General features: G+C 74.1%; 17 protein-coding genes. 6 read left to right on the forward strand and 11 right to left on the reverse strand.

The window, feature by feature from the left end; all coding sequences use genetic code 11:
- The first annotated feature begins 12 nt into the window (after positions 1-12).
- Both H9623_RS00100 and rlmC read left to right on the forward strand, forming a co-directional pair.
- Positions 13-777: a putative protein N(5)-glutamine methyltransferase gene (locus H9623_RS00100; protein WP_193718065.1), complete on the forward strand. Its 765-nt coding sequence runs from the start codon at positions 13-15 to the stop codon at positions 775-777.
- Between the two features lie 50 nt (positions 778-827).
- The gene (rlmC, locus tag H9623_RS00105) at positions 828-1,955 is read left to right on the forward strand and encodes a 23S rRNA (uracil(747)-C(5))-methyltransferase RlmC (protein ID WP_193718066.1); all 1,128 of its coding nucleotides are present in this window, start codon (positions 828-830) and stop codon (positions 1,953-1,955) included.
- A gap of 82 nt (positions 1,956-2,037) precedes the next feature.
- Here the strand turns inward: rlmC and H9623_RS00110 are convergent, their stop codons facing one another.
- Together H9623_RS00110 and H9623_RS00115 are read right to left on the reverse strand one after the other, a co-directional pair.
- Positions 2,038-2,880 carry an SWIM zinc finger family protein gene (locus H9623_RS00110; protein WP_193718067.1) on the reverse strand — a complete coding sequence of 281 codons (843 nt, stop codon included), beginning with the start codon at positions 2,878-2,880 and terminating at the stop codon, positions 2,038-2,040.
- A complete protein-coding gene (locus tag H9623_RS00115; RefSeq protein WP_321575173.1) occupies positions 2,877-5,762 on the reverse strand; it encodes a DEAD/DEAH box helicase in 2,886 nt (961 codons plus the stop codon). The genes H9623_RS00110 and H9623_RS00115 overlap by 4 nt, the downstream gene beginning before the upstream one ends.
- Before the next feature lie 136 nt (positions 5,763-5,898).
- On the opposite strand from H9623_RS00115, the gene H9623_RS00120 reads away from it, so the two are divergent.
- A complete protein-coding gene (locus H9623_RS00120; protein ID WP_193718068.1) occupies positions 5,899-6,672 on the forward strand; it encodes a TetR/AcrR family transcriptional regulator in 774 nt (257 codons plus the stop codon).
- Positions 6,673-6,682: 10 nt separating this feature from the next.
- On the opposite strand, the gene H9623_RS00125 is transcribed toward H9623_RS00120, so the two are convergent.
- The gene (locus H9623_RS00125; protein WP_193718069.1) at positions 6,683-7,855 is read right to left on the reverse strand and encodes a hypothetical protein; all 1,173 of its coding nucleotides are present in this window, start codon (positions 7,853-7,855) and stop codon (positions 6,683-6,685) included.
- Positions 7,852-8,454 (reverse strand): SigE family RNA polymerase sigma factor, encoded by a 603-nt coding sequence (locus H9623_RS00130; protein ID WP_193718070.1) that lies wholly within the window; start codon positions 8,452-8,454, stop codon positions 7,852-7,854. The genes H9623_RS00125 and H9623_RS00130 overlap by 4 nt, the downstream gene beginning before the upstream one ends.
- A 141-nt stretch (positions 8,455-8,595) precedes the next feature.
- Between H9623_RS00130 and H9623_RS00135 the strand changes: the two genes are divergently transcribed.
- Positions 8,596-9,381, forward strand: a complete 786-nt coding sequence (locus tag H9623_RS00135) for a DUF998 domain-containing protein (protein ID WP_193718071.1) — start codon at positions 8,596-8,598, stop codon at positions 9,379-9,381.
- Positions 9,382-9,394: 13 nt separating this feature from the next.
- Positions 9,395-10,249, forward strand: coding sequence for an alpha/beta fold hydrolase (locus tag H9623_RS00140; RefSeq protein ID WP_193718072.1), 855 nt, complete (start codon positions 9,395-9,397; stop codon positions 10,247-10,249).
- Between the two features lie 7 nt (positions 10,250-10,256).
- Here the strand turns inward: H9623_RS00140 and H9623_RS19875 are convergent, their stop codons facing one another.
- The 4 genes from H9623_RS19875 to H9623_RS00160 all read right to left on the reverse strand — a co-directional run bounded on the left by H9623_RS19875 (position 10,257) and on the right by H9623_RS00160 (position 17,922).
- Entirely contained in the window at positions 10,257-11,864 is a 1,608-nt protein-coding gene (locus H9623_RS19875) for a M15 family metallopeptidase (RefSeq protein ID WP_321575174.1), read from the reverse strand.
- A gap of 276 nt (positions 11,865-12,140) precedes the next feature.
- Positions 12,141-15,605 (reverse strand): bifunctional lysylphosphatidylglycerol synthetase/lysine--tRNA ligase LysX, encoded by a 3,465-nt coding sequence (gene lysX, locus H9623_RS00150; RefSeq protein WP_193718073.1) that lies wholly within the window; start codon positions 15,603-15,605, stop codon positions 12,141-12,143.
- 134 nt (positions 15,606-15,739) lie between these two features.
- Positions 15,740-17,227 carry a hypothetical protein gene (locus H9623_RS00155; RefSeq protein ID WP_193718074.1) on the reverse strand — a complete coding sequence of 496 codons (1,488 nt, stop codon included), beginning with the start codon at positions 17,225-17,227 and terminating at the stop codon, positions 15,740-15,742.
- A complete protein-coding gene (locus H9623_RS00160; RefSeq protein WP_193718075.1) occupies positions 17,224-17,922 on the reverse strand; it encodes an RNA polymerase sigma factor in 699 nt (232 codons plus the stop codon). The genes H9623_RS00155 and H9623_RS00160 overlap by 4 nt, the downstream gene beginning before the upstream one ends.
- 221 nt (positions 17,923-18,143) lie before the next feature.
- On the opposite strand from H9623_RS00160, the gene H9623_RS00165 reads away from it, so the two are divergent.
- Positions 18,144-20,447: a sodium-translocating pyrophosphatase gene (locus H9623_RS00165; protein ID WP_193718076.1), complete on the forward strand. Its 2,304-nt coding sequence runs from the start codon at positions 18,144-18,146 to the stop codon at positions 20,445-20,447.
- A gap of 72 nt (positions 20,448-20,519) precedes the next feature.
- On the opposite strand, the gene H9623_RS00170 is transcribed toward H9623_RS00165, so the two are convergent.
- Genes H9623_RS00170 through H9623_RS00180 form a run of 3 tightly spaced genes read right to left on the reverse strand, consistent with a single transcriptional unit; the run spans position 20,520 to position 24,237 of the window.
- The gene (locus H9623_RS00170; RefSeq protein ID WP_321575175.1) at positions 20,520-21,455 is read right to left on the reverse strand and encodes an energy-coupling factor transporter transmembrane component T family protein; all 936 of its coding nucleotides are present in this window, start codon (positions 21,453-21,455) and stop codon (positions 20,520-20,522) included.
- Complete coding sequence (locus H9623_RS00175) at positions 21,452-23,275, reverse strand: ABC transporter ATP-binding protein (RefSeq protein ID WP_193718077.1); 1,824 nt, start codon at positions 23,273-23,275, stop codon at positions 21,452-21,454. The genes H9623_RS00170 and H9623_RS00175 overlap by 4 nt, the downstream gene beginning before the upstream one ends.
- Entirely contained in the window at positions 23,275-24,237 is a 963-nt protein-coding gene (locus H9623_RS00180) for a cell division protein FtsQ (protein ID WP_193718078.1), read from the reverse strand. The genes H9623_RS00175 and H9623_RS00180 overlap by 1 nt, the downstream gene beginning before the upstream one ends.
- Positions 24,238-24,267 lie beyond the last annotated feature (30 nt).

Genomic DNA, 24,267 nt, shown 5'->3' on the forward strand with positions numbered 1-24,267 from the left:
GTCGGTCCTCCCATGACTTCGTCGGACATCGTGCTCACCCTGCGTGCCGCCGGCTGCGTGTTCGCGGAGGCCGAGGCGGAGGTCCTCGTCGCGGCGGCGACGTCGCCCGCGGAGCTGGGGGCCATGGTCGCGAGCCGGGTCGCCGGGCTGCCGCTCGAGCAGGTCGTCGGCTGGGCAGAGTTCTGCGGCCTGCGCATCCTGGTCGAGCCCACGGTGTTCGTGCCGAGGCGTCGGTCCGAGGCCCTCGCGACGCTCGCCGCCGGCCTCGCGGGAGATGGGTCGACGGTCGTGGACCTGTGCTGCGGCACGGGAGCGCTCGGCGCGGTGCTGCGGGACCGGCACCCGGGCATCGACCTGCACGCGGCGGACGTCGATCCCGCGGCCGTCCGCTGCGCGCGACGCAACCTCGTTGGACAGGTGTACGAGGGGGACCTGTACAACGCCTTGCCGGAGCGGCTGCGCGGGACCGTCGACGTGCTCGTCGTCAACGCCCCCTACGTCCCGACCGACGCGATCGAGACCCTGCCCCCCGAGGCGCGGCTCCACGAGGCGCGCGTCGCGCTCGACGGCGGGCACGACGGGCTCGACGTGCACCGTCGCGTCGCCTCAGCCGCCGCGGAGTGGCTCGCCCCGGGTGGTCACCTCCTGATCGAGACGAGCGCGCGCCAGGCGCCCGTCGCCGTCGGGCTCTTCGAGAGCGCGGGGCTCACGGCCCGGGTCGAGTCCGATCACGACCTCGGGGCGACCGTCGTGATCGGCCGCCGCGACCGACCGTAGGCCGCGGGCGGCGGCGGTCGCTCCCAGCCTCGCCCCGTAGGATCGGGGGAATGCAGTGCCCCCACTTCGACGCCCACGAGTGCCGTTCGTGCACCCTCATGGGGCAGGGGTACGCCGCCCAGCTCGCCGACAAGCAGCGGCACGCGGGCGACCTGCTCGCCGCGCACGCCGGGCTGCGGTGGGAACGTCCGGTCGCGAGCCGGGAGTCGGGCTTCCGCAACAAGGCCAAGATGGTCGTGGGCGGCACGGTCGAGCACCCGACGCTCGGCATCCTGGACGCGGGCGGGCGCGGCGTCGACCTCGAGGACTGCGGCCTCTACCCGGCCGACCTCCAGGCCGTCTTCCCCGTCCTCGCGGACTTCGTCACGCGGGCCGCCCTCACGCCGTACGACGTGACGACGCGACGCGGGGAGCTCAAGAACGTGCTGGTCACGCAGTCGCCCGACGGCGAGCTCATGGTGCGCTTCGTGCTGCGCTCGCAGGAGCCGGTCTCGCGTCTGCGCAAGCACCTGCCGAGCCTGCTCGACGCGCTGCCGCAGGCCCGCGTGGTGTCGGTCAACATCCTGCCCGAGCACAAGGCCGCGCTCGAGGGCGACCAGGAGATCCTGCTGACCGACGCGGACACCCTGACCATGCGCGTCAACGGGATCGAGATGCACCTGCGTCAGCAGAGCTTCTTCCAGACCAACACCGAGGTCGCGGCGGCCCTGTACCGCCAGGGGCGCGAGTGGGTCGACGAGGCCGCGCCGTCGAGCGTCTGGGACCTGTACTGCGGTGTGGGAGGGTTCGCGCTGCACTGCGCGGCGCCCGGGCGCGAGGTGGTCGGGATCGAGTCGAGCCGCGAGGCGATCGTGAGCGCCGAGCGCAGCGCTGCGCAGGCCGGGCTCGACGACGTGACGTTCCGGGCCGGGGACGCGACCGCGTTCGCGCTCTCGGCCGAGCGGGCTCCCGACCTCGTGATCGTGAACCCGCCGCGGCGCGGGATCGGTGCGGAGCTCGCGGGCTGGCTCGAGTCGTCGACCGTGCAGCGGGTCGTCTACTCGAGCTGCAACGCCGTGTCGCTGGCCCGGGACCTCGCGGCCATGCCGTCGCTGCGCCCCGTGCGGGGCCGGGTGCTCGACATGTTCCCGCAGACCACGCACTACGAGGTCATGGTCCTCCTCGAACGTTCGGTCTGAGGCCGGCCGCGTCAGCCGTGCCGACTGCGCCGACCGTGCCAGCCGCGTCAGCCGCGTCGACCGTTCCGACCCGTGCCGGTGGTCAGCGGTCCAGGGCGGTGAGCCGTTCGGCCGCGGTGCGGGCCGCTGCGGCGAGCACGGCGCGGAGCGCCACGAGGTCCACGGGCGTCCCGTCGGGGGTCCGGTCCGGGACGCCGGGCAGCAGGTCGGTGGCGGGCGGGGGCTCGGGGACGTCGGGTGGCGGGGGCAGCTCTCCGAGGACGCGCGAGCCCGACGGCGGCGCGTCGGTCCCGGCGTCGCTCGTCCGCGCGTCGGTCGGGTCGGGGGCTGCCGCGGCGGCTGCCGGTCCCGGCGTCGAGAGGTCGCGCAGCCCGTCGAGGATCTGCTCGCGCGAGCGTCCGCGCAGGAGGAACAGCACGAACGGGTCGGCGTCGAGCAGCCAGCCGGCCTGGTAGCTGAGCGCCGCGGCGTGGAGGCAGGGCAGGTCCCAGGTGGGGCAGTCGCACTCGGGTTCGAGGTCGCCGATGCCGGGCAGGAGCGTGACGTCGGCGTCCGCGGCGGCGGCGACGACGTCGCGGGGCATCTCGCCCGCGAGGAGCGCGGCGAGGCGTCCGGAGCGTGCGGCGAGGGCGCGCAGGAGCCGGTCCCACTCGTCGTCGGTCAGCGGCTCGAGCGAGACGACCGTGTGGTACATCTCGCCGTCATCATCTTGTACGCGAGCCTGGACGGCGCCCGGGCTGACCGTGATCGGGCCGACCCGTCCCGTCCGCGCGTACGCCCGCCCCTTCTTGAGCGGTCCCGCGTCGAGCGCGGACTCCTCCATCGCACTCACCCAGGCGCGAGCCCACCACGACTGGCCGCGACGGACGGCACCCTTCGCGGCGGTGCCCGTCGGAGGGAAGGCCGGGAAGCCGACGGCGCTCACGGGCGCCCCCTCTCGTCGCTCGTGACCGGGAAGCGGTCAGGTCCGCCCACGCGCAGCGACACGAGCTCGGCCAGCTCCGCGGTGCCGAGCTCGGAGATCGCCCCCTCGACGCCACCGGCTCCCAGCACGGCGTCGGCGAGCTCGCGCTTGGACTCGATCATGCGGGCGACGTGCTCCTCGATGGTTCCCTCGCTCGTCAGGCGGTGCACCTGGACGGGCCGGGTCTGACCGATCCGGTACGCCCGGTCGGTGGCCTGCTCCTCGACGGCGGGGTTCCACCACCGGTCGTAGTGGATGACGTGGTCGGCCCGCGTGAGGTTGAGCCCGGTGCCCGCGGCCTTGAGCGAGAGGAGGAACACGGGTGGCAGCCCCTCGGTGGCCTGGAACCGGGCGACCATCTGCTCTCGCCGGCCCACGGGCGTCCCGCCGTGCAGCAGCATGGTCGCGACCCCACGACGTGCGAGGTAGGACTCGAGCAGGCGGGCCATCGCGACGTACTGCGTGAACACGAGGATCGCGCCCTGCTCGGCCCTGATGGTCGTGACGAGCTCGGTGAACGCGTCGAGCTTGCCCGAGCGCCCCGACAGCCGCGGTTCCTCCTCGTGCAGGTACTGGGCCGGATGGTTGCAGATCTGCTTGAGGTGCGTGAGCAGCCCGCCGATCTTGGCGCGCCGTCCCATGCCCTCGGCGCGGTCGATCTCCTCGAGCGCAGACCGCACGGCGCCCTCGTAGAGACCCACCTGCTCGGCCGTGAGGGGAACCACCTGGTCCGTCACGGTCTTGGGAGGCAGCTCGGGCGCGATCCCCGGGTCGGACTTGCGCCGTCGCAGCAGGAACGGGCGGACCAGGCGGGACAGCCTCTCCGCCAGCACGGGGTCGCGGGTCCCCTCGATCGGGTCCGCCCACCGGCGCCGGAACTGCCCGCGCGTGCCCAGGAGCCCGGGGACGAGCCAGTCCATGACGGCCCACAGTTCGGTCAGGTTGTTCTCGACGGGCGTCCCTGTCAGGGCCACGCGGGCCTCGGCGGGGATCGTGCGCAGGGCCTTCGCGGTGCCCGACCCCGGGTTCTTGACGTGCTGCGCCTCGTCCGCGACGACGAGACCCCAGTGGTGCGCCGCGAGCACCGGGGCCTTGCGCGACGCGTCCGACAGGATCGTCCCGTAGGTCGTGAGCACGAACCCGTCGGCGGCCCCGCGCAGGTCGCGCGACGCGCCGTGGAAGCGTCGCACCGCGACGCCCGGCGCGAACCGGCGGACCTCCTGCTCCCAGTTGCCCAGGAGCGAGGCCGGGCACACGACCAGGGTGGGCCCGCCATCCGTGCCGCCCCCGGCGGGCGGCGCGGCGTCGTCGGGCACGGTGCGCTGGGCGCCGGCGCGGTGCAGGTGCAGCGCGATGAGCGTGATCGTCTTGCCCAGGCCCATGTCGTCCGCGAGGCACGCGCCCAGGCCCAGCCCGGTCAGGCGCGCGAGCCAGCGCAGCCCGTCGAGCTGGTAGTCGCGCAGCGACGCGTGCAGCCCCTCGGGAGCGACGACGTCGCGCGCCGGGGCGGGGTCCTCGAGCTCGGCTCGCAGCCGGTCGAGCCACGGCGTGGGCGTGACCAGGAGGTCCTGGTCGCCCACGCGCGCCACGCCCGTGAGAGCGGCCGAGACCGCGTCGAGCGCCGAGACGGGCTGGGCCGGGCGCTGCGCCGCGGCACGCGCCACGGCGGGATCGGCGAGGACCCACCGCCCCCGCAGCTGGACGACGGCGGAGCGCCCCTGCGCGTGCACGCGCGCCAGGTGCTCGCGCTCGGCCGCGGTGAGGCGCACGCCGTCGAGCGTCAGCTCGTGCGTGAGCGTCATGGGTGCCGACGGGCCGCGGTGCTCCGTGCCGCGTGCCGGGGTCCGCAGCAGGGCGGGGAGCGCGCCGGTCGCGCCGGTCGGTGCCTCGCCCGGTGAGAAGACCGCGACGGACCGGACCTGACCGGCGAGGCTCGCGGGCCACTCGACGGTGATCCCCGTCGCGCCGAGGGCCGCCGCGCCCTCGTCCAGCAGCTCACGCACGTCGGCCGGTGCGAGGACGAGCGCCCGGGGCACGGGCTGGTCGAGCAGCCCGTCGAGGGGCGACCATGCTGCGGCGCCCGCGCGGAGCAGGACGAGGACGTCGCCGACCGCCTCGCGGGCCGAGGGGTCGGACCGTGCGGCCGACCACAGCTCGTCGGCCGTGCGCGAGCCGTCGTGACCGCGCACGACCACGGTCGCGAGCCAGTCGTGGGTCGCGAGGTCGTCCTCGGCGGGGGACGTGCCGGGCCCGGCCACCGGTTCGAGGCGCAGGACGACCGTCACCCGGGGGTCGAGCAGCGCCGCGGCGTCACGCGCCCAGTCGGCCAGCCCGTCCGAGGGGACCGCGGCGGCGTCGTCGGCGGCAGCGTGCGGGGACCGGCCGGGCTCGTCCGGAGCGCCGCCGACGAGCGGGCCCGCCAGGCCGCGCGGCGCTTCGGCGCCCGCTCCCGCGTGCCGGACCCAGAGGTCCGCGACCGCGTTCATGACGTGACGCACCCGGTCGGTGCGTGCCGACCGGTCGTCCCCCGCGGGCGGTCGGGCGTCGCGGGCCGCAGGGGCGACGTCGAGGTCCGTCGTGCCGGCGGGCATGGCGTCCGCGAGGGCGTCCACGCGGTCGAGCGAGCCGCCGTCGAGCGGGCCGACCCTCCACCCGGCGCGACGGGCCGCGACCTCGGGTACGAGGCGGCCCGCCGCCACGTGCGCGAGGGCCTCGGCGCACACGGCGCCCCAGAACACCTCGGCCGGGCTGCCGTCGCCCGTGGCCCAGGCGTCGAGCACGCCCAGCACGGTGTCGACCGGGGCCTCGGGCACGGCTGTCGGGTGGGGCGCGGGTCGCGGCACGGGACCTCTCTTCCTGGTGCGTCGTACGGCGGACTTCCGAGCCGATCAACGTACGATGTACGCAGAACATTCCCGACAGGTCGGGCGACTCGCGCCCTCCCTCGATCATCCCCGATCGCTCCCGAGGAGGCCCTCCGTGCCGACACCGACGCCGTCGTCCCCTGCCACCCCCCGCGACCCCGCGCGCACCCTCGCCCTCCTCTGGGGCCTGCACGGGGACCGCGGCGCGCGAGGACCCCAGCAGTCCCGGACGCCCGACGAGGTGGCGAGGGCCGCCGTCGGGCTCGCGGACTCCGAGGGGGCGCTGACCGGGCTGTCCATGCGCAAGGTCGCCGCCGAGCTGGGGATCGGCACCATGTCGCTCTACACCTACGTCCAGAACAAGGACGACCTCGTGGACCTCGTGGTCGACCGCGCCTACGGCGAGCTGTACCCCCAGGACCAGGCCCCCGGCGACACCTGGCAGGACCGGCTGCGCTCCGTGGCTCGCGCCAACTGGGACCTGTTCGCGGCCCACCCGTGGCTCCTCGACATCGACCTCGCCCGCCCCGTCCTCGGCCCGGGGGAGACCCGCAAGTACGACGTCGAGCTCCGCGCGATCGAGGGCGTCGGCCTGAGCGACGTCGCGATGGACGCGACCGTGACCCTCGTCGTCGGCCAGGCGACGACGGCCGCGCGACGATCCCGCGCGGCCCGCCTCGCGCACGAGGAGAGCGGCCAGACCGACGACGAGTGGTGGACGGCCAACGCGCCGCTGCTCGAACGGATCAGCGCGATGAGCACCTTCGTCGTCGCCGGCAGGGTGGGTGCCACGGTCGGCGAGCTGCAGCAGTCCGCGTACTCGGCCGAGGCCGAGCTCGAGTTCGGGATCGACCGCATCGTCGCGGGTGTCGAGGCGCTGCTGGCCTGAACGCGGCCCCTCAACCTCCCAGGACGTCGCCACCGATCTCCGTACCGATCCGGGCGACGTCGGCGTCCGAGACCCGCCACGGCCCGCCCACCACGGCGTCGAGCGGGGTCCCGGTCCTCGGCCTGATGTCGAGGCTGCCGTAGGCGACGATCCTCGACGGGTCGAGCTGCGCCGCGCCGACCCCGGGGCACAGGTCGGGGGCCGCGAAGCTCACCGGCGCGGTCTCGTGCGGTGCGAGCGTCGCCTCGAAGCCGGTGTCGGGGGAGCCGCCGGTCCGAGCCACCACGACGCCGTCCTGCACCAGGCTGACATCGCCCCACCCTCCGCCACCGACCGTGACCGCCGACCCGGTCCCGTTGACGAGGGACAGCGACAGGTCGGGCGAGTCCTCGCCGGGCAGGGGGTACGGCGAGGCGGACACGAGCTGCAGCCCGCCCGCGACCACCAGGTGATCGTGTACCGAGGCGCCGCACCCGAGGGTCCCCGCGGCGAACCCGTCGACGACCTCGAGCTCGAAGGGGGCCGAGACGATGCTGACCGGTGTGCCATTGGTACCGTCCCAGGTGTCGAGCGCGTCCGGCCCGGCCAGCTCGTCGACCTGGAGCACGCGATAGGCCGTGTAGGTCCCCGCCGGGACGACGGAGGTCCCGTCGTCCTCCCCACCCGTGCACACCTGGGCCCCTGCGACGCCCAGCACCTGTGACTCGCCAGGTCCCACGTCGACGGGGACCAGCGGCTGCCCCTCGGCCAGCGTCATCGCGACGACGCGCCCGTCCTGGACCAGGACCGTGCGGGCGGTCCCGTTGGAGGCGGCGAAGAACGGCTCCGGCGAGGTGTTCGTGACCTCGACCTCCCAGGGGTTGACGTCGGAGAGGGTGAGCGTCGTCGTCGGGACGATCTCGCTCTCGGGTGTCCCGCACCGGACGGTGTCGCCCGCGAGGGGGCCAGACGCGACCGGCGCTTCCGCGGGCCCCGTGGCGTCCGGCCGGATCGCGGACCGCTCCACCGCGCCCGCGGTCAGGGCGACGGCGAGCGCGAGGCCGCCGACCCCGCCCGCGAGGGCGGTCCGACGTCGGCGCCTCGAGCGGTGCACCCGCAGGACGACGTCCTCGGGGGCCGGGCCGACGGTGTCGTGCGCCACGGTCTCGCTCAGTGCGTGCAGCTCGTCGTCGATCCTCGTCATGAGTCAGCGCTCCGGGAGTTGGTGGGTCGGGAGAGGAGGGGGAGGACGGTCAGGTCCTCGTCGTGGGTGACCGCGCCGTCGTCCAACGGGCCGAGGACGGACTCCAGCTTGGCGACCGCGTGGTGGAGGTAGTGCTTGACCGTTCCGGGATGGAGCTTCATCCGCTCGGCCGTCTGCGGGACGGTCAGGTCGTCGAAGTACCGCAGGACGATGCACGCACGCTCCTGGGTCGAGAGGGACGCGAGCGCCGACCGGATGTCCGTGGCCTGCTCGACGTCGGCGTGCTGCTCGTGGCGCTCCGGTGTCGCGAACAGGTGCCGGACCCCTGCCCACCGTCGAGACCTGCGGTAGGAGTCGATGTGCAGGGTGAGGATCGTCCGCCGGACGTAGGCCTCCATCGCGTCGGGCGGACCGGCGTCCCGCATGCGGACGAAGACCTTCACGAACGCCTCCTGCACGAGGTCCTCCGCTGCCCCCCTGTCCCCCACGAGCAGGTAGGCGTAGCCGACCAGGGCTGGTCCACGCGCACGGACGAGCTCCGTCAGGCGCGCGTCGGCCGCGTGCACGCGCCGTCCCTCGCTGGGGGTGGTGCTCGACATGTGGCTCCTCGGGGTGGACGAACTATCCTCTCGTCACCGGAGACGAACAGGTCCGTCAGAACGTTGTAGCGGGCGAGGGTGGATTCGTGGGGTGATCCGACAGGAGGCCGGCGGACGGACGGGAGGACCAGTGGTGCACCGATGACGGCACGGTCGACGGTCGGAAGGTGCCCGCTCGTCGTGGTCGCCCAGGCGCTCCTGACCCTGGCAGGGGTCCTCTATGCGGGGGTCGTCCTGGAAGCGGTGGTCGGGTGGCCCCTCGACCCGGCTCGCTCCTACCTGTCCGAGCTCGCGGCGCTCGATCAGCCGACGTCGGGGCTCTTCCGGTCGACCGACCTCGTCGCGGGGATCCTCGTCGTCACGGGTCTCGTCCTGCTCGTGCTCGCGCACCGGCGTCGCCGTGCGCTCGGCCACCCCGCCGCGAGCCTCGCGCAGTGCGTCACGGCATGGGCGCTGGTGGGGTTCGGGGTCGCGACCGTGGCCGACGCCCTGCTGCCGCTCGACTGCGCGCTGTCGCTGGGGGAGTGCGCCGCGCGCGAGGACGCGGGGTCCGTGAGCCTCGCTCACCAGGCGCACACGTACTCGTCCGTGGCGTCGGGCGTGGGGTCGTTCGTCGCGAGCGCGGGGGTCGTGTGGCTCGCACGTGCCCGACGGCGCAGCCTCCTGGGGCTCTCGGCGCGCCTCGCGGGCGCGCTGGGACCCGTCCTGGGGGTCGTGACGGGGGCGATCGGCCTGTTCGGCAGCCCGCTGCCCGTGGGGACGGGGATCGTGCAGCGCGTCCAGGTCGTGGCGTTCGCGGTCGTGCTCGTGCTCGCGGCGCAGGTCCTGGCGGCCCCGCAGCGTCCGCGGCGCCCCCGGTCGTCTCGCCGACCTCCGCCTGCCGGGCCCGCCCACGCCCTCGCCGAGGCAGGTCCCCGGCGCGCGTGATGGACTGGGGCGCATGATCCCGGCGACCGCGGCACCGCCCCCCGGCACGTGGGTCGTCCTGCCCGGTCTCCTGCTCGCCCCCTCCGACATGGAGCCCGTCGCCCGCGTGCTGCGCGAGCAGTTCCCGGCCGCGACCGTCCTCGTCCTCGACTCGTGGGAGACCGCGGTCACCGCGCCCGTGGCGAGCATCCGGGCGGCGTTGGGCCTGTCCGGTCGGCACGCACCTGCCAGCATCGGCCTCGTGGGCCACAGCGTGGGCGGGCTGGCCGCGATCGAGTGGGCGCTGACGCACCCCGACGAGCTCGGTGCGGTCCTCCTGCTCGACCCGACGACGCCGTTCCTGCCGCGCAGCCCCGAGCGTCCCGCCCCGGTCGGGCTCACCCTGCTCGCCGAGCGCCTGATCCATGTCGGGGGCGCCCTGCTCTCGCGCTGCCGGGCGGTGACGAGACGCGGACCCTCGCTGCGTCGTCGGGCCTGGTACGACGGGACGCACCGCCCCGACCCCATGCCCGACGACGAGGCCGCGCGCCGTTACGGCACCCCCGAGGGATGGCGGCTCATGGTGGGGCAGTACGAGCAGAGCTGGGCCCAGGCAGAACGCGTCACCCGCCTCTTCGCGGCCCGTGCCGACGCCCTGGAGCGGTTGGCGGTCCGGCCCGTCCAGCTCGTCGGGTGGGGACGACGCGGTCAGGGCCCGTTCCTGCGGGAGGCGCGCGAGCTCGGCGCGCACCTCGGGGCGAGGGTCTACGGCCTCCCGGGTGAAGGGCACCTGTTCCCGCTCACGAGGCCCGACGTCGTCGCACAGGTCCTGCGCGGTCAGGTGCCCGAGGGGACGCTCGCCCCTGATCCGGGGGCGGCCTTCCGGTGAGGCGCTGCTACCAGCCGGCCGCGTACTCGAAGTGCCAGGGCTCGGGCTTGGAGCCGCCGGGACGGGCCCAGCTGGGGTTGTCCCAGCCGAAGAGCGGGGCGTTCGCGCGCAGCCACTTGTACTGGGCGGAGCCCGGGCTCGACGCGGGAGCCGCCAGGTCCACCGCGAGGCCCCAACCGTGGTTGGAGGTCCCCGGCACGGCTGCGAGGCCGGGCTTCGCCGCGCGCGTCGAGACCTGCTGCCCGTAGGAGCGGTACGAGTCCGTCATGGGGATCGAGCTGCCGAAGCGCTGCGCGTACGCGGCAGACAGCTCCTCGAACATAGCGGCAGCGTCGCAGCGCAGCATGTGGCCCGACGCGAACGACAGCGAGGTCATCGCGGACGACGGGATCCTGCCGTTGGAGTAGCTCGACGATCCGCACTGGGCCAGCAGGGTCGCGGCTCGCACGCGACGCTCGGCCGCGAGCTCCTGCGGTGTGGCGGGGGCCGGGGTGACGACCGCGGACGCGATCTCCCCGTAGTCCCCGCGCTGGATCGCGAACTGCTCCATGGCCCGTTCGATGTCCTCGCCCGTCACGGGTGCCGCGCCGCCCTCGCCGACCGTCGTGTCGGCGACCGTGGTGCTGTCCTCGAGCGACGTGCGCTCGGACGAGCGGGACGCGCGCTGCGAGCCCTCGCTGCGCTGGGCGAGCATGCTGTCGGTGAGTGCGAGGAGCTGAGCACGGGCGGCTTCGAGGGCCTGCGGGTTCCCGGCGACGGCTGCGTCGGCGTCGGTGCCCGCGAGGAGGGCCTGAGCGCGTTCCAGCAGCTCGTCCTCCCCCGAGGGGCCCTGCTCGGCGAGCGTCGTCGTGCTGTCGTTCTCGTCGTCGGCCAGGTCAGAGCGCTGCCCACCGGGGGCGAGGTCTCCCGATGCCGTACCCGGGACGATCATGGGCACGCACGCCAGCGCACCGACGAACGCGACGCCCGTCGCGGCGCGTGCCACGAGGCGGGACCCGAACAGGGTGCCGCGGGCCGGGGTCTGGGGCGCGACGGGGGTCGCGCCGGTCGCCGGGGCGCCCGACCGGCGGTCGCGGCGGCTGAGCGGCGGGAAGATCACGTCGGCCGCGAGAGCGGCCGCGTCCACGGCTGCGGGGGCGACCACAGGAGTGGGGACCGAGCGCAGCGGCGTCGGCGCAGGGACCAGGACCACGGGGATCTCGCCGGACGGGGTCTGCATCGAGCCGACCGGCTCGGGGGCCGCGCGGCGGATGCCCGTGGGCGGGAAGGGGAAGGCGCGCGGGGTCGCTGCGGTCGCAGCGTCCGCAGGGGCCGGCGCGACCTGGGCGAACGCGCTGGTCCGCGGGGCGACGGGGGCTGCCTCGGCGACCGGCGTGAAGGGAGCGGTGTGCGCGGCGTGGGCTGCCGGGACCGTGGGGGCGGCCTGGGACGCAGCGAACGTCGCGGGGCGACCGGCCGTGTGGCGGTGCGGGACCGGCGCGTGCTCGGGGCGGGAGCGGTTGTCGAGTCCGGCGGCAGCGAGCTCGCGTGCTCGAAGCTCGGCCTGACGTTGACGTCGCGTGGGGGTCGGTGCGGCGCCGTGCGGGCGCTGCTGGACCGGTGCGGACGTTTCCACCTGACGGGACTCCTGTGCTCTCGGACGGCCTCCGGCAGGAGGTCGGGGTACTGACTTCGTGGTGCGGGAGCCAGTGGTCGTTGCCGTCCGTCGTGCGCCCGATCGCGGCCTACGTTACTCGTTCGTTATCCGTCTGTGTGACGCCCCCGACACCTGAGACGGCATGGACGGCACCGTGGTGCGGAAAACTCGTCCGGACGAGCCACCCACCGGAACTGCGCCCCCGGTCACGCCGTGTCCGGAACGCGAGGGTTGGCCAGGTGCGTCCCCGCGGGCTCAGCCACGACCCGACGGGCGCACGAACGGGAACGCGAGCGTCTCGCGGATGCTCGCCCCGATGAGCATCATGTACACCCGGTCCACCCCGATCCCGAGGCCGCCCGTGGGCGGCATCGCGAACTCCAGGGCGGACAGGAACTCCTCGTCGACCTCCATGGCCTCGGGGTCGCCGGCGGCGGCGAGCAGCGACTGCTGCGTGAGGCGCTCGCGCTGGTCCACGGGGTCGATCAGCTCGGAGTAGGCCGTCCCGAGCTCGGCGCCGAACGCCACGAGGTCCCAGCGCTCGGCGAGCCGCGGGTCCCGGCGGTGCGTGCGCGTCAGGGGCGAGGTCTCGAGCGGGAAGTCGGTGTAGAAGGTCGGCTCGACGGTCTGCCCCTCCACGAACGCGTCGTACAGCTCGGTGACGATCGCGCCGTGCGTCGCGTCCGGGACGACGTGCACCCCGCGTTCGCTGCAGATCGCCTGGAGCGTGGCCAGCGGGGTGTCGGGGGTGACCTCCTGGCCGACGGCCCGGGACACGGCCCCGTGCACGGTGCGGACCGGCCACTCGCCGTCGAGCCGGACGACCGTCCCGTCCGCCCGGTGCGAGACGGGCTCGCCGTGCACCGCGATCGCCGCCTCGATGACGAGCTCGCGCGTGAGCTCGCGCATCGTCGTGTAGTCGCCGTAGGCCTGGTACGCCTCGAGCGACGTGAACTCGGGGTTGTGGGTCGCGTCCACGCCCTCGTTGCGGAAGTTGCGGCCCAGCTCGAAGACCCGCCCGACGCCACCGATCGCGAGCCGCTTGAGGAACAGCTCGGGCGCGATGCGCAGGTACAGGTCCAGGTCGTACGCGTTGATGTGCGTCGTGAAGGGCCGGGCGTTGGCGCCGCCGTGCACGCGCTGAAGGATCGGGGTCTCGACCTCGATGAAGTCGCGGGCCGCGAGCGACTCGCGCAGCGACCGCACGGCGGCGCTCCGCCCCCGCAGGATCTGCGCCGTGCGGGTGTCGAGGGCCAGCTCCATGTGCTTGAGCCGCACCTTGGCCTCGGCGTCCGCGAGCCCGCGGTGCTTGTCGGGCGGCGACGTCAGGGCCTTGGACGCCATGCACCAGGCCGTGCCGTGCAGCGACAGCTCGCCACGACGGCTCCGGGTCAGGTCTCCCGTGACGCTCACCTGGTCGCCCAGGTCCACGGCCCGGCGCCACAGCGCGAGGTCCGGGCCGGGGCGGTCCGCGGTGAACATGACCTGGATCTCGTCGGTGCCCTCGCGCAGGTCCGCGAAGATCACGCCGCCGTGGTCGCGCAGCCGCACCACCCGCCCGACGACGGACAGGTCGGCCGGGGCGTCCACCGTGCCCGGGGCGTCCACCGTGCCCGGGGCGTCCACCGTGCCCGGGGCGTCCACCGTGCCCGGTGAGGCGTCGGCCCCGACCGGTGCGGCGCCGTCGGGCCGGGACGTCGCCGCGGGGGAGCCGGGCGACGCGAGCCACGTGCCGATCCGGACGGCCTCGCCGACCGAGACCGTGCGCGGGACCGACACGGGGTAGGGCTCCATGCCCGCCGCCCGCAGGACCTCGAGCTTGGCGTGCCGCATGGCCTGCTGCTCGGTCAGGCGGCGCGTCGGCGCGGACACCGTGAGCAGCGCGGTCTCCTGCGCCCGCACGGCCTCGGCGAAGGCCGCGGAGACCTCGGGCCGGTGAAGGTCCGGCGACCGGTCCCGGCGGTGGAACAGGTTCGGGGTGTTCGGCAGGAAGCCCTCGGCCTGCCCCACCGCGAGGATGACCTGCGTGAGCTGGCTCGCGTTCTGGTAGCAGAGCAGGCGCGGCTTCCAGTCCGGCAGGTACTTCTCGTTCGACCGGTACAGCGAGTCGAGCTGCCAGAACCGTGAGGCGACCAGCAGCACGCGACGGTTGAACCGCTGCACAGGCGTCGCGCCGATCCGCGACCCCTGCTCGAACGACCCGCGGAACATCGCGAAGTTCAACGAGACCCTGTCGATCCCCGTGCCGCGCCCGGCCGCGACCAGCTCGGTGACCATGAGCTCGGTCACGCCGCTCACCGCCTGCGGGTGGCGCCGCATGACGTCGAGCGACAGGCCCCTGCGGCCCCACGGCACGAACGACAGCAGGCCGCGCGGGTTCCCGTCGGCGTCGTGCGCGGAGACGATCATCTCGCGCGGGTCGGCCGCGTCCCCGAGGCGGCTCAGCGACATCGAGAAGCCGCGCTCCTCGCCGTGCCGCCACTCGTCGGCCGCGGCGACCAGCGCCGCGAGCTCGTCCTCCGGGATCTCGGCCTGGCGGCGGACCAGGACCCGGTAGCCCTCGCGGGCCGGGCGGGCGACGGCGTGCCGCACCGACCGCATCGCGGGGCCGTCGAGCGTGAACGTCCGCGTGTTGATGATCGCCTCGTCGCCGAGCGCGATCGGGTGCAGGTCCACCGCCTGGAACGCCTTGGCGCCCAGCTCGCTCGTCGACAGCACCGCGGGCACCCACCCGAAGCGCCGGGCGTGCGAGCGCCACTGCTCGATCGCGTCGGGCCAGCTCGCCCGGTCACCGATCGGGTCGCCCGCCGCGAGGCACACGCCCGAGACGACCCGGTAGGACACGGCCGCGCGCTCGTCCTGGGAGAAGATCGCGCTGCGGTCCCAGCGCGTCGCGAAGTACTCCAGGGAGTCGTCGCTCGGGTGCTCGAGCAGGAGCCTGCGGACAGCGAGCTCGTCCGCGGCCTCGACCTTGGCGTCGTGCGGCGTGGACCGCATGAAGACCGCGATCGCGAGCACCAGCGCCAGGGCCGAGACCAGGCCGGCGACGAGCGCGAGCCACGCCGGCCCCGCACCGTCCGCGTGGAGCGGGTAGTCGCTGGGCCGTAGCCCCATCGCGACCGACAGGCTCCAGTTCACCCGGTTGCGGATCCCGTGCAGCGTGTTCGGGAAGACCTCGAGCAGGAGGAAGGTGAGCGACGCGGAGACCGCTACCCCGCCCACCAGCACGAGGATCGCGCGCCACCACGCGCCCTTGCTGACCCGGGCAGGGAACGCGGACCGGGCCGCGACCAGCAGCACCACGGCCGACACCGCCACGACCCACGACGCGATCTCCAGGGGAGACAGCACCAGGCCGTCGGCCCGCAGGGCCTCCTTGTCGTCGTCGAAGACCCACAGCAGGCCCACCGCGAGCCCCAGCACCGCGACCGGGAACTGCCACACGAGCACGACGAACCACAGGGCCGCGCGCTGCCGCCGCAGGAGACCGCTCGCGATGACCCCCACCAGGACCACCGAGAACACGCTCGGGAACGTCGGGAGGTTCAGCACCGCGAGCCAGTCGCTCACGGTCCGCACGAACCCCGGGGCGAACAGGAGCAGGACCAGGGCGAGCACGAGCCAGAAGGCGACTGCCTGGACGATCCTCCCCGTCCACGACGCGACCGCCTCCGCCCACGGCGGGGCGGTCGTGCGGGAGGGAGTGGTCGAGCGGGGCATGAGTGCTCCTCGGTGCAGGTCGGTGACCTCATTCAAGCGCAGGAGCGGGGTGGACGTGAGGTGGGACGGCAGCGGCCCCGCCCACCGCCGGGAGATTCCCGGGATGGACGTGGCCGTGGCCACCGTGGAACGGCTCAGTGGTCCCAGAACACCGAGCACGCGCCGACGATGGAGTCACCGGCGAGGTCGACCGTCCGCATGAGGTCGACAGAGCGGACCAGGGCCCACCAGACGCGGGGTGAGTCGACCCACCGCGACCGGACGTCCCCGTAGATCGCGGAGCTCGCGGCCGGGGCCGTGTCGGCGGCCAGGGCGAGGAGGTCCTCGTCGAGGGCGAGGGACGTCGCGTCGGACGCCCCCTCGACGCCGTTCATGACGTCGAAGTAGGCCGTGCAGACGGCCTCGTCCGTGCTCGCCGGAGGCTCGGCCGGTGTCCCGCCGTCGACCACCTGGAGGGTGAAGGTCGGCGTGCCGCCGGAGTCGTCGAGGGTCACGGAGTAGGTGCCGACCAGTCGGGCGAACGACTGGCCGTCCTCCGGGTGGTCCATGAACTTCTTCCCGCCGCGGACGATCAGCGCCCAGCCGTCGTCGCTGGTCGCGCGGGACCGCTCCCCGATGTCGTCGTCGGGGGTGACGGTGATCGTCAGCTCACCGTCAGGTCCCTCCCCGACCGGGTAGGACGCCTCGTCGACGAAGAGGTCGACGGCGGCCGGAGCGCCCGCCGCCGCGGCCTCCCGCAGCGCCTCGAAGACGGGCGAGGTGTCCGCGTACAGGACGTCCCGGACGACGACCGGTGCGGGCTCGGGCGTGACCGTGAGCGGGACCGGGGCGCCGACGAGCCACCCGTCGAACAGGGTCCCGGTCGTCTGGGCGCCCCAGGTCCCGTCCTGGCCCAGGGCCGAGTACCCCGTGAGCGGGAGGCGGTGCAGCGCGAAGACCTCGTAGTCGCCCGCGGGGAGCGGGGTGGGGGTGCCGGCCGGGTCGCACGTCGCGACCGCTGCGACGCCGACCTCCCAGGAGGCCGAGGAGCCCGCTGCGGGGGTCGCCTCGCCCGTGCTCTGCGCGGCGGGCAGCGAGGAGCTGACGATCACACCGTCCTGGGCGACCACGTAGGCGCCGGTGGCCGAGTCGACGTAGCGCAGGCGTGCGTCGCCGTCGAAGGTCAGGACGACCGGTGCGACCGCCGAGGTGGCGGTCCGCACCGTGAGGTCCGGCACCCCGACGGTCAGGTGGGCGGGGAGGTCGTCGCCCGTCGGTGCCGGGGCAGGCTGCCGGCACGCGAGGGCCGCGTCCGTGATGCCCGGGGGGAACGTCGGGGTCTCGTCCGGCGCGACCGGCGTCTCCGAGGGCTTCGGCGCCGGCGCGGGCGACTCCGCCGGGGCGACGGGAGCGGGCTGCGTGACCTGGGGCAGCGAGAAGGCCGCGATGCCGAGCGCGCTGACGACGCACGCCGTGGTCGCCCCGAGGGCGGCCTTCTTCGCGGCCCGACGGCGGTGCGTGCGCCGCCGGACGACGTCGAGGTGGGTGCCGATCCCGGAGAGGGACGCGTCGTCGACCAGGTCGCGCAGCGCGCGCCCGATGCCGTCCTCGTGGTTCGCGGGGCCGTTGTCGGTGGTGCTCACTTCGGGTTCCTCCCGTTCGCCGTGCTCGGTGATGCCTCGACGGGGCGCGTCGAGGAGAGATCCGGTGCGACGACCGTGGTCGTGCGCGGTGCGGGGACCGGGGCCGCGGCGACCGGAGGCGTCGCCCAGAGAGTCCGCTGCATGACGGCCATCGCGTCGGACAGGTGTCGCTTGACGGTCCCCTCGGCGCACCCGAGGTCCTCGGCGATGCGTGGGACCGTCTGGTCCTCGTAGTAGCGGAGCACGACGCACGCGCGCTGGCGAGGCGTCAGCCCCGCGAGCGCCCTGGCGGTGTCCGCACGGGCGGAGGCCGGCGACTCCGGCCCGGGCACGGAGTCGCTCCGCGCGACGACGTGCCGCAGCCCGAGCCAGTGCCGCCGTCGCCGGTAGCCGTCGAGGTAGAGCGTGAGGATCGTCCTGCGCACGTACGCCTCGAGGTGCGTGACGGTGGGACCGTCGTGCCCCGCGGCGTCCTCGAGGGCGAAGAGGCGGGTCCCGCTCCCGGTCGCGACGGACGTGCTCTGTCGTGCCGCTGCCGGGCCCCTCCCGCGGAGCCTCGAGAACACCTTGACGAGTGCGTCCTGCACCACGTCCTCCGCGTCACGCCTGTTCCCGCACAGCAGGTAGGCGTACCCCACGAGCGCCGTCCCGCGCTGTGTCGTCAGCGCGGCGAGCTCGTCTTCCCAGTCGGCCACCGTTCCCCCTTCGTTCCTTCGCCCGACCGCCCGTGGTGGGCGGTGTCACTGATCATGACGGTCGGCGTCGTCGGATCGTTGGGGGTGAAGTCGGACGTGCCTCGTCGCGCCGTCCTGCCCGTCGCGTGACCCATGCCACACATGGCTAGACTCGGGCGCATCCTCCGGGGGTGCCGGGGGCCAGCCGGTGACCCCGGTCCAGCAGTCGTCAAGGAGGACGGATGCTCACGCTCAGCTCCACCAGTCTCACGATCGTCGCGGTGATCGGGGCCATAGGCCTCGCTGCGCTCGTCTTCGCGTTCGTCCTCAGACGCCAGGTCCTGGCCGCCCCGGAGGGCACCGCGAAGATGCAGGACATCGCCCAGGCCATCCAGGAAGGGGCGTCGGCCTACCTCAACCGGCAGTTCCGGACCCTGGCCCTGTTCGCGGTGATCGTGTTCGGACTGCTGTTCCTCCTGCCCGGCGACGCCGGGATCAAGGTCGGCCGGTCGGTCGCGTTCATCGTCGGTGCCGGGTTCTCGGCGTGCATCGGCTACCTGGGGATGTGGCTCGCGGTGCGCGCCAACGTGCGCGTCGCGGCGGCTGCGACCCGGCCAGGCGGCCGGGCCGAGGGCGCGCGCGTCGCCTTCCGCACCGGGGGCGTGGTGGGGATGTCCGTCGTGGGTTTAGGCCTGCTCGGTGCGGCCGGCGTGGTGCTGCTGTACCGAGGGGACGCTCCGGCTGTGCTCGAGGGGTTCGGGTTCGGGGCTGCACTGCTCGCGATGTTCATGCGCGTCGGAGGCGGGATCTTCACCAAGGCGGCGGACGTCGGTGCGGACCTGGTGGGCAAGGTCGAGCAGGGGATCCCCGAGGATGACCCGCGCAACGCGGCGACCATCGCGGACAACGTCGGGGACAACGTGGGGGACTGCGCGGGCATGGCCGCGGACCTCTTCGAGTCGTACGCCGTCATGCTCGTCGCGGCCCTCATCCTGGGCAAGGCCGCCATGGGGGAGCAGGGGCTCGTCTTCCCGCTGATCGTCACGGCGATCGGTGCGTTCGTCGCGGTGCTGGGCGTGTTCATCACGCGCGTGCGCGGCGACGAGAACGGTCTGCGGTCCATCTACCGCGGCTTCTACCTCTCGGCGCTCCTGGGCGCGGTCCTCGCGGGCGTCGCGGCGTTCGTGTACCTGCCGTCGTCGTTCTCCGAGCTGTCGGGCACCGCGGACCTGGGCGACGTCACGAGCGACCCGCGCGTGGTCGCGGCGCTCGCGGTCCTCATCGGCGTGGTCCTGGCGGGCGTCATCCTGTGGGTCACGGGCTACTTCACGGGCACGACGTCGAAGCCCACCCTCCATGTCGCGGCCACCTCGCGCACGGGTGCGGCCACGGTCGTCCTGTCCGGGATCGGGGTCGGGTTCGAGTCCGCGGTGTACACCGCGGGCATCATCGCGGCGGCGATCTGCGGCGTCTTCCTCATCGCGGGCGGGTCGGTCTGGCTGTCGTTGTTCCTCATCGCGCTCGCGGGCTGCGGGCTGCTGACGACCGTGGGCGTGATCGTCGCGATGGACACGTTCGGCCCGGTGTCGGACAACGCGCAGGGCATCTACGAGATGTCCGTCGGGGAGGCGGGCGACGGAAACCCGGAGGCCGCGCAGATCCTCACGGACCTCGACGCCGTGGGCAACACGACCAAGGCCATCACCAAGGGCATCGCGATCGCGACCGCGGTCCTCGCCGCGACCGCGCTGTTCGGGTCCTACGCGGACGCGGTGGGCGGTGCGCTCGCCGACATCACCGACCCGGGCACGGGCTTCGTCGTGTCGATGCTCGAGTACTCGATCATCTCGCCCATCACGCTCGTCGGGGTCATCCTGGGGGCCGCGACGGTGTTCCTGTTCTCGGGCCTCGCGGTCGACGCCGTGACGCGTGCGGCCGGCGCGATCGTCTACGAGGTGCGCCGCCAGTTCCGCGAGCACCCCGGGATCATGACGTACGACGAGCGCCCCGAGTACGGCAAGGTCGTCGACATCTGCACGCGCGACTCGCTCCGCGAGCTCGCGACGCCCGGCCTGCTGGCCGCGTTCGCGCCCATCGCGGTGGGCTTCGGTCTGGGGGTGGGTCCGCTCGCGGGGTTCCTTGCGGGGGCCATCGGTGCGGGCGTGCTCATGGCGGTCTTCCTGGCGAACTCGGGCGGCGCGTGGGACAACGCGAAGAAGATCGTCGAGGACGGCGCGTACGGCGGCAAGGGGTCGCCCGCGCACGAGGCGACCATCGTGGGGGACACCGTGGGCGACCCGTTCAAGGACACGGCCGGCCCGGCGATCAACCCTCTGCTCAAGGTCATGAACCTGGTCGCGGTGCTCATCGCGCCCGCGGTCGTGGTCCTGAGCGTGCCCGAGGACGCCAACCACGTCCTGCGCATCGGCATCGCGGTGGTCGCGGCGGGCATCGCGTTCGGCGCGGTCATCCTGTCGAGGCTGCGCGCCGCGCGGGTGGACCGCGAGCAGATGGCGGAGGAGCCGCAGGCGGTGCGTGCGAGCTGAGGCTCGTGCGCCGGCTCGTCAGGGGCGGGCGGGGCGATCGCCCGGCCCGCTCCTGACGCGCCGCTCACCGGCTCAGCCCAGCACCGGCCACGCCGTGCCCACCGCGAACGCCGCGACCACGACGGCGAGCGAGGTCGCGAGCAGCACGACGTCGCCCGCACCGAACGCCAGGTGCGCGAGGCGGATGCGGCGACCGGCGTCGTCGCGCCGCTCGGTCGTGAACCCCTTGGTCTCGAGGGCCTCGACCGTGGTCCGCGTCCGCTTGGCCGTGTTGAGCATGAGCGGGTAGAACGACTCGACGACGATGAGCGAGACCCGCCTCGCGGTGCGCCAGCCGAGCAGGCCGTGCCGGGTCGCGCGTGGTCCGCGCAGGCGGTGGCCGTCGACGATCGTGTGGAACTCGTCGATCAGCAGCGGCAGCATCCGGTAGCCATAGCTGACCCCGAAGCCCAGCATCGCGGGGGCGTGCAGCGCGAGGAGGGCGTCGGAGAGCTTCTCGGGGTCGAGCGAGACGAACGCGGCCATGCTCACGAGCGAGACCGTGCCGAGCTTGAGCGTGATGACCGCGAGCCCGTGGATCGCGGTCGCGTCGCCCTGGAGGAACCAGACGAGCGCCAGCAGGTAGAGGCACTGCCCTGCGATCCCGAGCGCGAACACCCCGAGCAGGAGGGGCCCGATCCTCGCCGCGAGCGCGGTGCCCGCCGCGATCACGGACAGGATCGCGAGCACCGTGAGGTCGTACGTGAACCAAGGGGCCAGCCCGCACAGCGCGTACCAGAAGAGCACCGCGCGGGGGTCGCGCCGGGCGAGGAACCCGCCGCGCGTCGCGTAGGCGACGCGCATGAGCTCGAGCTTGATCCACTCGAGCGAGAGCCGTTCGCCGTCGGCCCGGCGGAGCCGCGAGGACCGCCCGCGCCCGGCGCCGGTCGGAGGTGGAGCGTCGGTGCGTGGTGCCGAGCGCGGGGGGACCTCCGCGGACAGCGTGGTCGTGACGCCGGTGCTGCTCACGAGAGCCTCCCGTCGGTGCGTGCGGCCGTGTCGGGGGTCGTGGACCGCAGGGACAGCCGGGCCACGAGCTCGGGCACCGACAGCGGTACGGGCTCCAGCCCGAGGGCCGCCCCGAGCTGGACGACCTGTGGCGGGACGAGCCGGGCCTGGCGCAGGAGGTCCTGGCGCGAGAAGAGGGTCCGGGGATCGGTGTCGGCGATGACCCGCCCCTGGTCGAGGACGATCACCCGGTCCGCCCACTCGGCGACCAGGTGCATGTCGTGGGTCGCGATCACGGTGCACCGGATGTGCTCGGCAAGCGCCGCGAGCATGTCGATCACGTCGTCGCGGCTGCGCAGGTCGAGGCTCGACGTGGGTTCGTCGAGCAGCAGCAGGCGGGGCCGCATCGCGAGCCCGACGGCGAGCGTCGCCCGCCGTTGCTGGCCGCCGGACAGCAGCCGCCCGTCCCGGTCGGCGAGCGAGGTCAGGTCGACGCGGTCGAGCACCTCGGTCACGAGAGACGCCGTGCCGGGCACCCGTCGTCCGGCGGGGTGCATCGCGACGTCTGCCCGGACGGAGTCCTTGAGGAACATCTCCTCGGGGCGCTGGCACAGGTAGCAGACCGTGTCGGCGAGCTCGGCGGCCGAGACGGTCCGGGTGTCGGTCCCGTCGACGCTCACGCTGCCCGCGTCGGGCACGTCGAGGCCGGACAGGAGCTTGAGGAGGGTCGACTTCCCGGCACCGTTCGAGCCCACGAGCGCCACGCGCTCGCCCTCGTGCAGGTCCAGGTCGAGCCCGTCGATCACGACCGACCGGGGACCGGCGAGCGTGCGGTAGGCACGGGTGACCCGCTCGACGCGGGCGATGACGGGGCCGCGGTGCACGGCCGTCGCGACCGGGGCGCTGGTGCTCGGGTCGTCGGCCACCAGGCCGTCTGCCCCGGCGCTGTCCGTCGCCGCGCCCCCGACCGGGCCCTGCCCCAGCCCCGTCGCCGCCGGGCCGGCGAGCCGCCGGTCCCGCAGCCACCCGATCGCCGCGGGGACGGTCGAGGGCACCGGGCCGTGCGGCTCGAACGCCCGGGCGACCGCGGTGACCTGCGGGACCGGGATGTTCGCGGCCTCGAGGTCCTCGGTCCGCGCCAGGGCCTCGGCCACGGGCAGGTGCCAGCGGGGGAGCCCGTCGGCCATGAGGACCACCGACCGGGCGTAGCGGGCCACGAACTCGGCGTGGTGCTCGACCACGACGATCGTGATGCCGAGCTCCCGGTTGAGCGCCGACAGGTGCTCGTAGATCTCCTGGGCGCGGTGCGGGTCCACCTCGGCCACGGGCTCGTCGACCACGAGCACCGAGGGGGTCAGCGCGATCGCCCCCGCGATGGCCGTGAGGTGCTGCTGGCCCCCGGAGAGCTGCCAGGTGAACCGGTCGGCCAGCGACGTGATGTCGAGGGTCTCGAGCGCGGTCGTGGTGCGTTCCTCCCAGTCGGCCAGGCCGAAGTTCACGGGGGCGAACGAGACGTCGTCGCGCACCGTGGGGCGCACGAGCTGGTTGCCGAAGTCCTGGAAGACGTACCCGACGCTGTGCGAGAGCTCGGCGACCCCTACCTCTGCCGTGTCCTGGCCCAGGACGCGGACCGAGCCCGCGAGGTCGCCCGACCAGAAGTGCGGGACCAGGCCGTTGAACGTCTTGCACAGCGTGGTCTTGCCGGACCCGTTGCCGCCGACCACGGCGACGAAGTCGCCCGCCTCGATCCGCAGGTCGACCCCGCGCAGCGTGTCCTCGTCGGCGCCCGGGTAGCGGAACGTGAGCCCGCGGACCTCGATCGCGATGGCCGGCGCGGGCATCAGGCCTCGCCCCGGTCCGCTGCCTGCTGCTGCGAGGACGGGGTGAGCGGTGCACCCGCGTCGCGGCGCCGTCGGGCTCGCAGGACCGCGACCAGCACGCACGCCCCGGCGACCGCGAGCGCGGCCACCGTCAGCGCGACCCAGAGGTAGGCCGTGCCGTACTCGTCGACGAAGTCGGGCTGGAACGCGCCCAGCGTCATGAGGCCGCCCTCGCGGCCCACGAACTCCTCCCACTGCGAGACCACGCCGATCGCCACGGCCCCGAGCAGGGCCAGGAGACCGACGAGCCAGAACGGCGTGCCGCGCGGCCCGACGAGCCGCGGCGGGTTCTGGGGGTCGCGCGGGCGCAGGCCCATGAGCGGCTCGATCTTCCCGTAGAGGCGCGGAGCGAGCCACAGGGCCGGCAGGGCGCCGAACAGGACGCCCGTGACGAGCAGCGCCATGACGAGCTCGATCGACTCGGACACCAGCACCGCCTGGAACAACCCGTTCGACTCCTGGAGCGTCTCCGGGTCGATCCCGATCCCGACCTTGGCGAGGTCGATGAGCCCCGAGGAGACCTTGTCGATCGAGACCAGGGCGAGCGCCGCCGCGACGAGCTGGCGACGGTTGCGCGGGTCGCGCACGATGCAGCCCGCGACGTAGATGCCCAGCAGGAGCTGGAGGAAGCCCTCGAGCTCGCCCAGGCCGCCGAAGTCGCCGAGCAGCATGTCGGAGAAGACCATCTCACCGAGCGGTGCGCCGATCGCGACCCACAGCGGGCAGAACAGGGCGGCGAGGACCACGGGGATGAACGCGAAGTACGCGACCTCGAGCTCGAACGGGCCGACCTCGATGCTCGGCACGATCCCGGTGACGATGTCGGAGACCCCGAACAGCGTCATCGAGAGCACGAGGATCATGAGCTTCTGGGAGCTGCTGATGCCGTCCGGGTCGTGCAGGCGGCGGCGCAGGGCGCTCACGGGGGCCGCCGGCCTCCGGGAGGACGAGGG

The organism is Oerskovia douganii (genome assembly GCF_015142735.1).
Lineage (GTDB): Bacteria > Actinomycetota > Actinomycetes > Actinomycetales > Cellulomonadaceae > Oerskovia > Oerskovia douganii.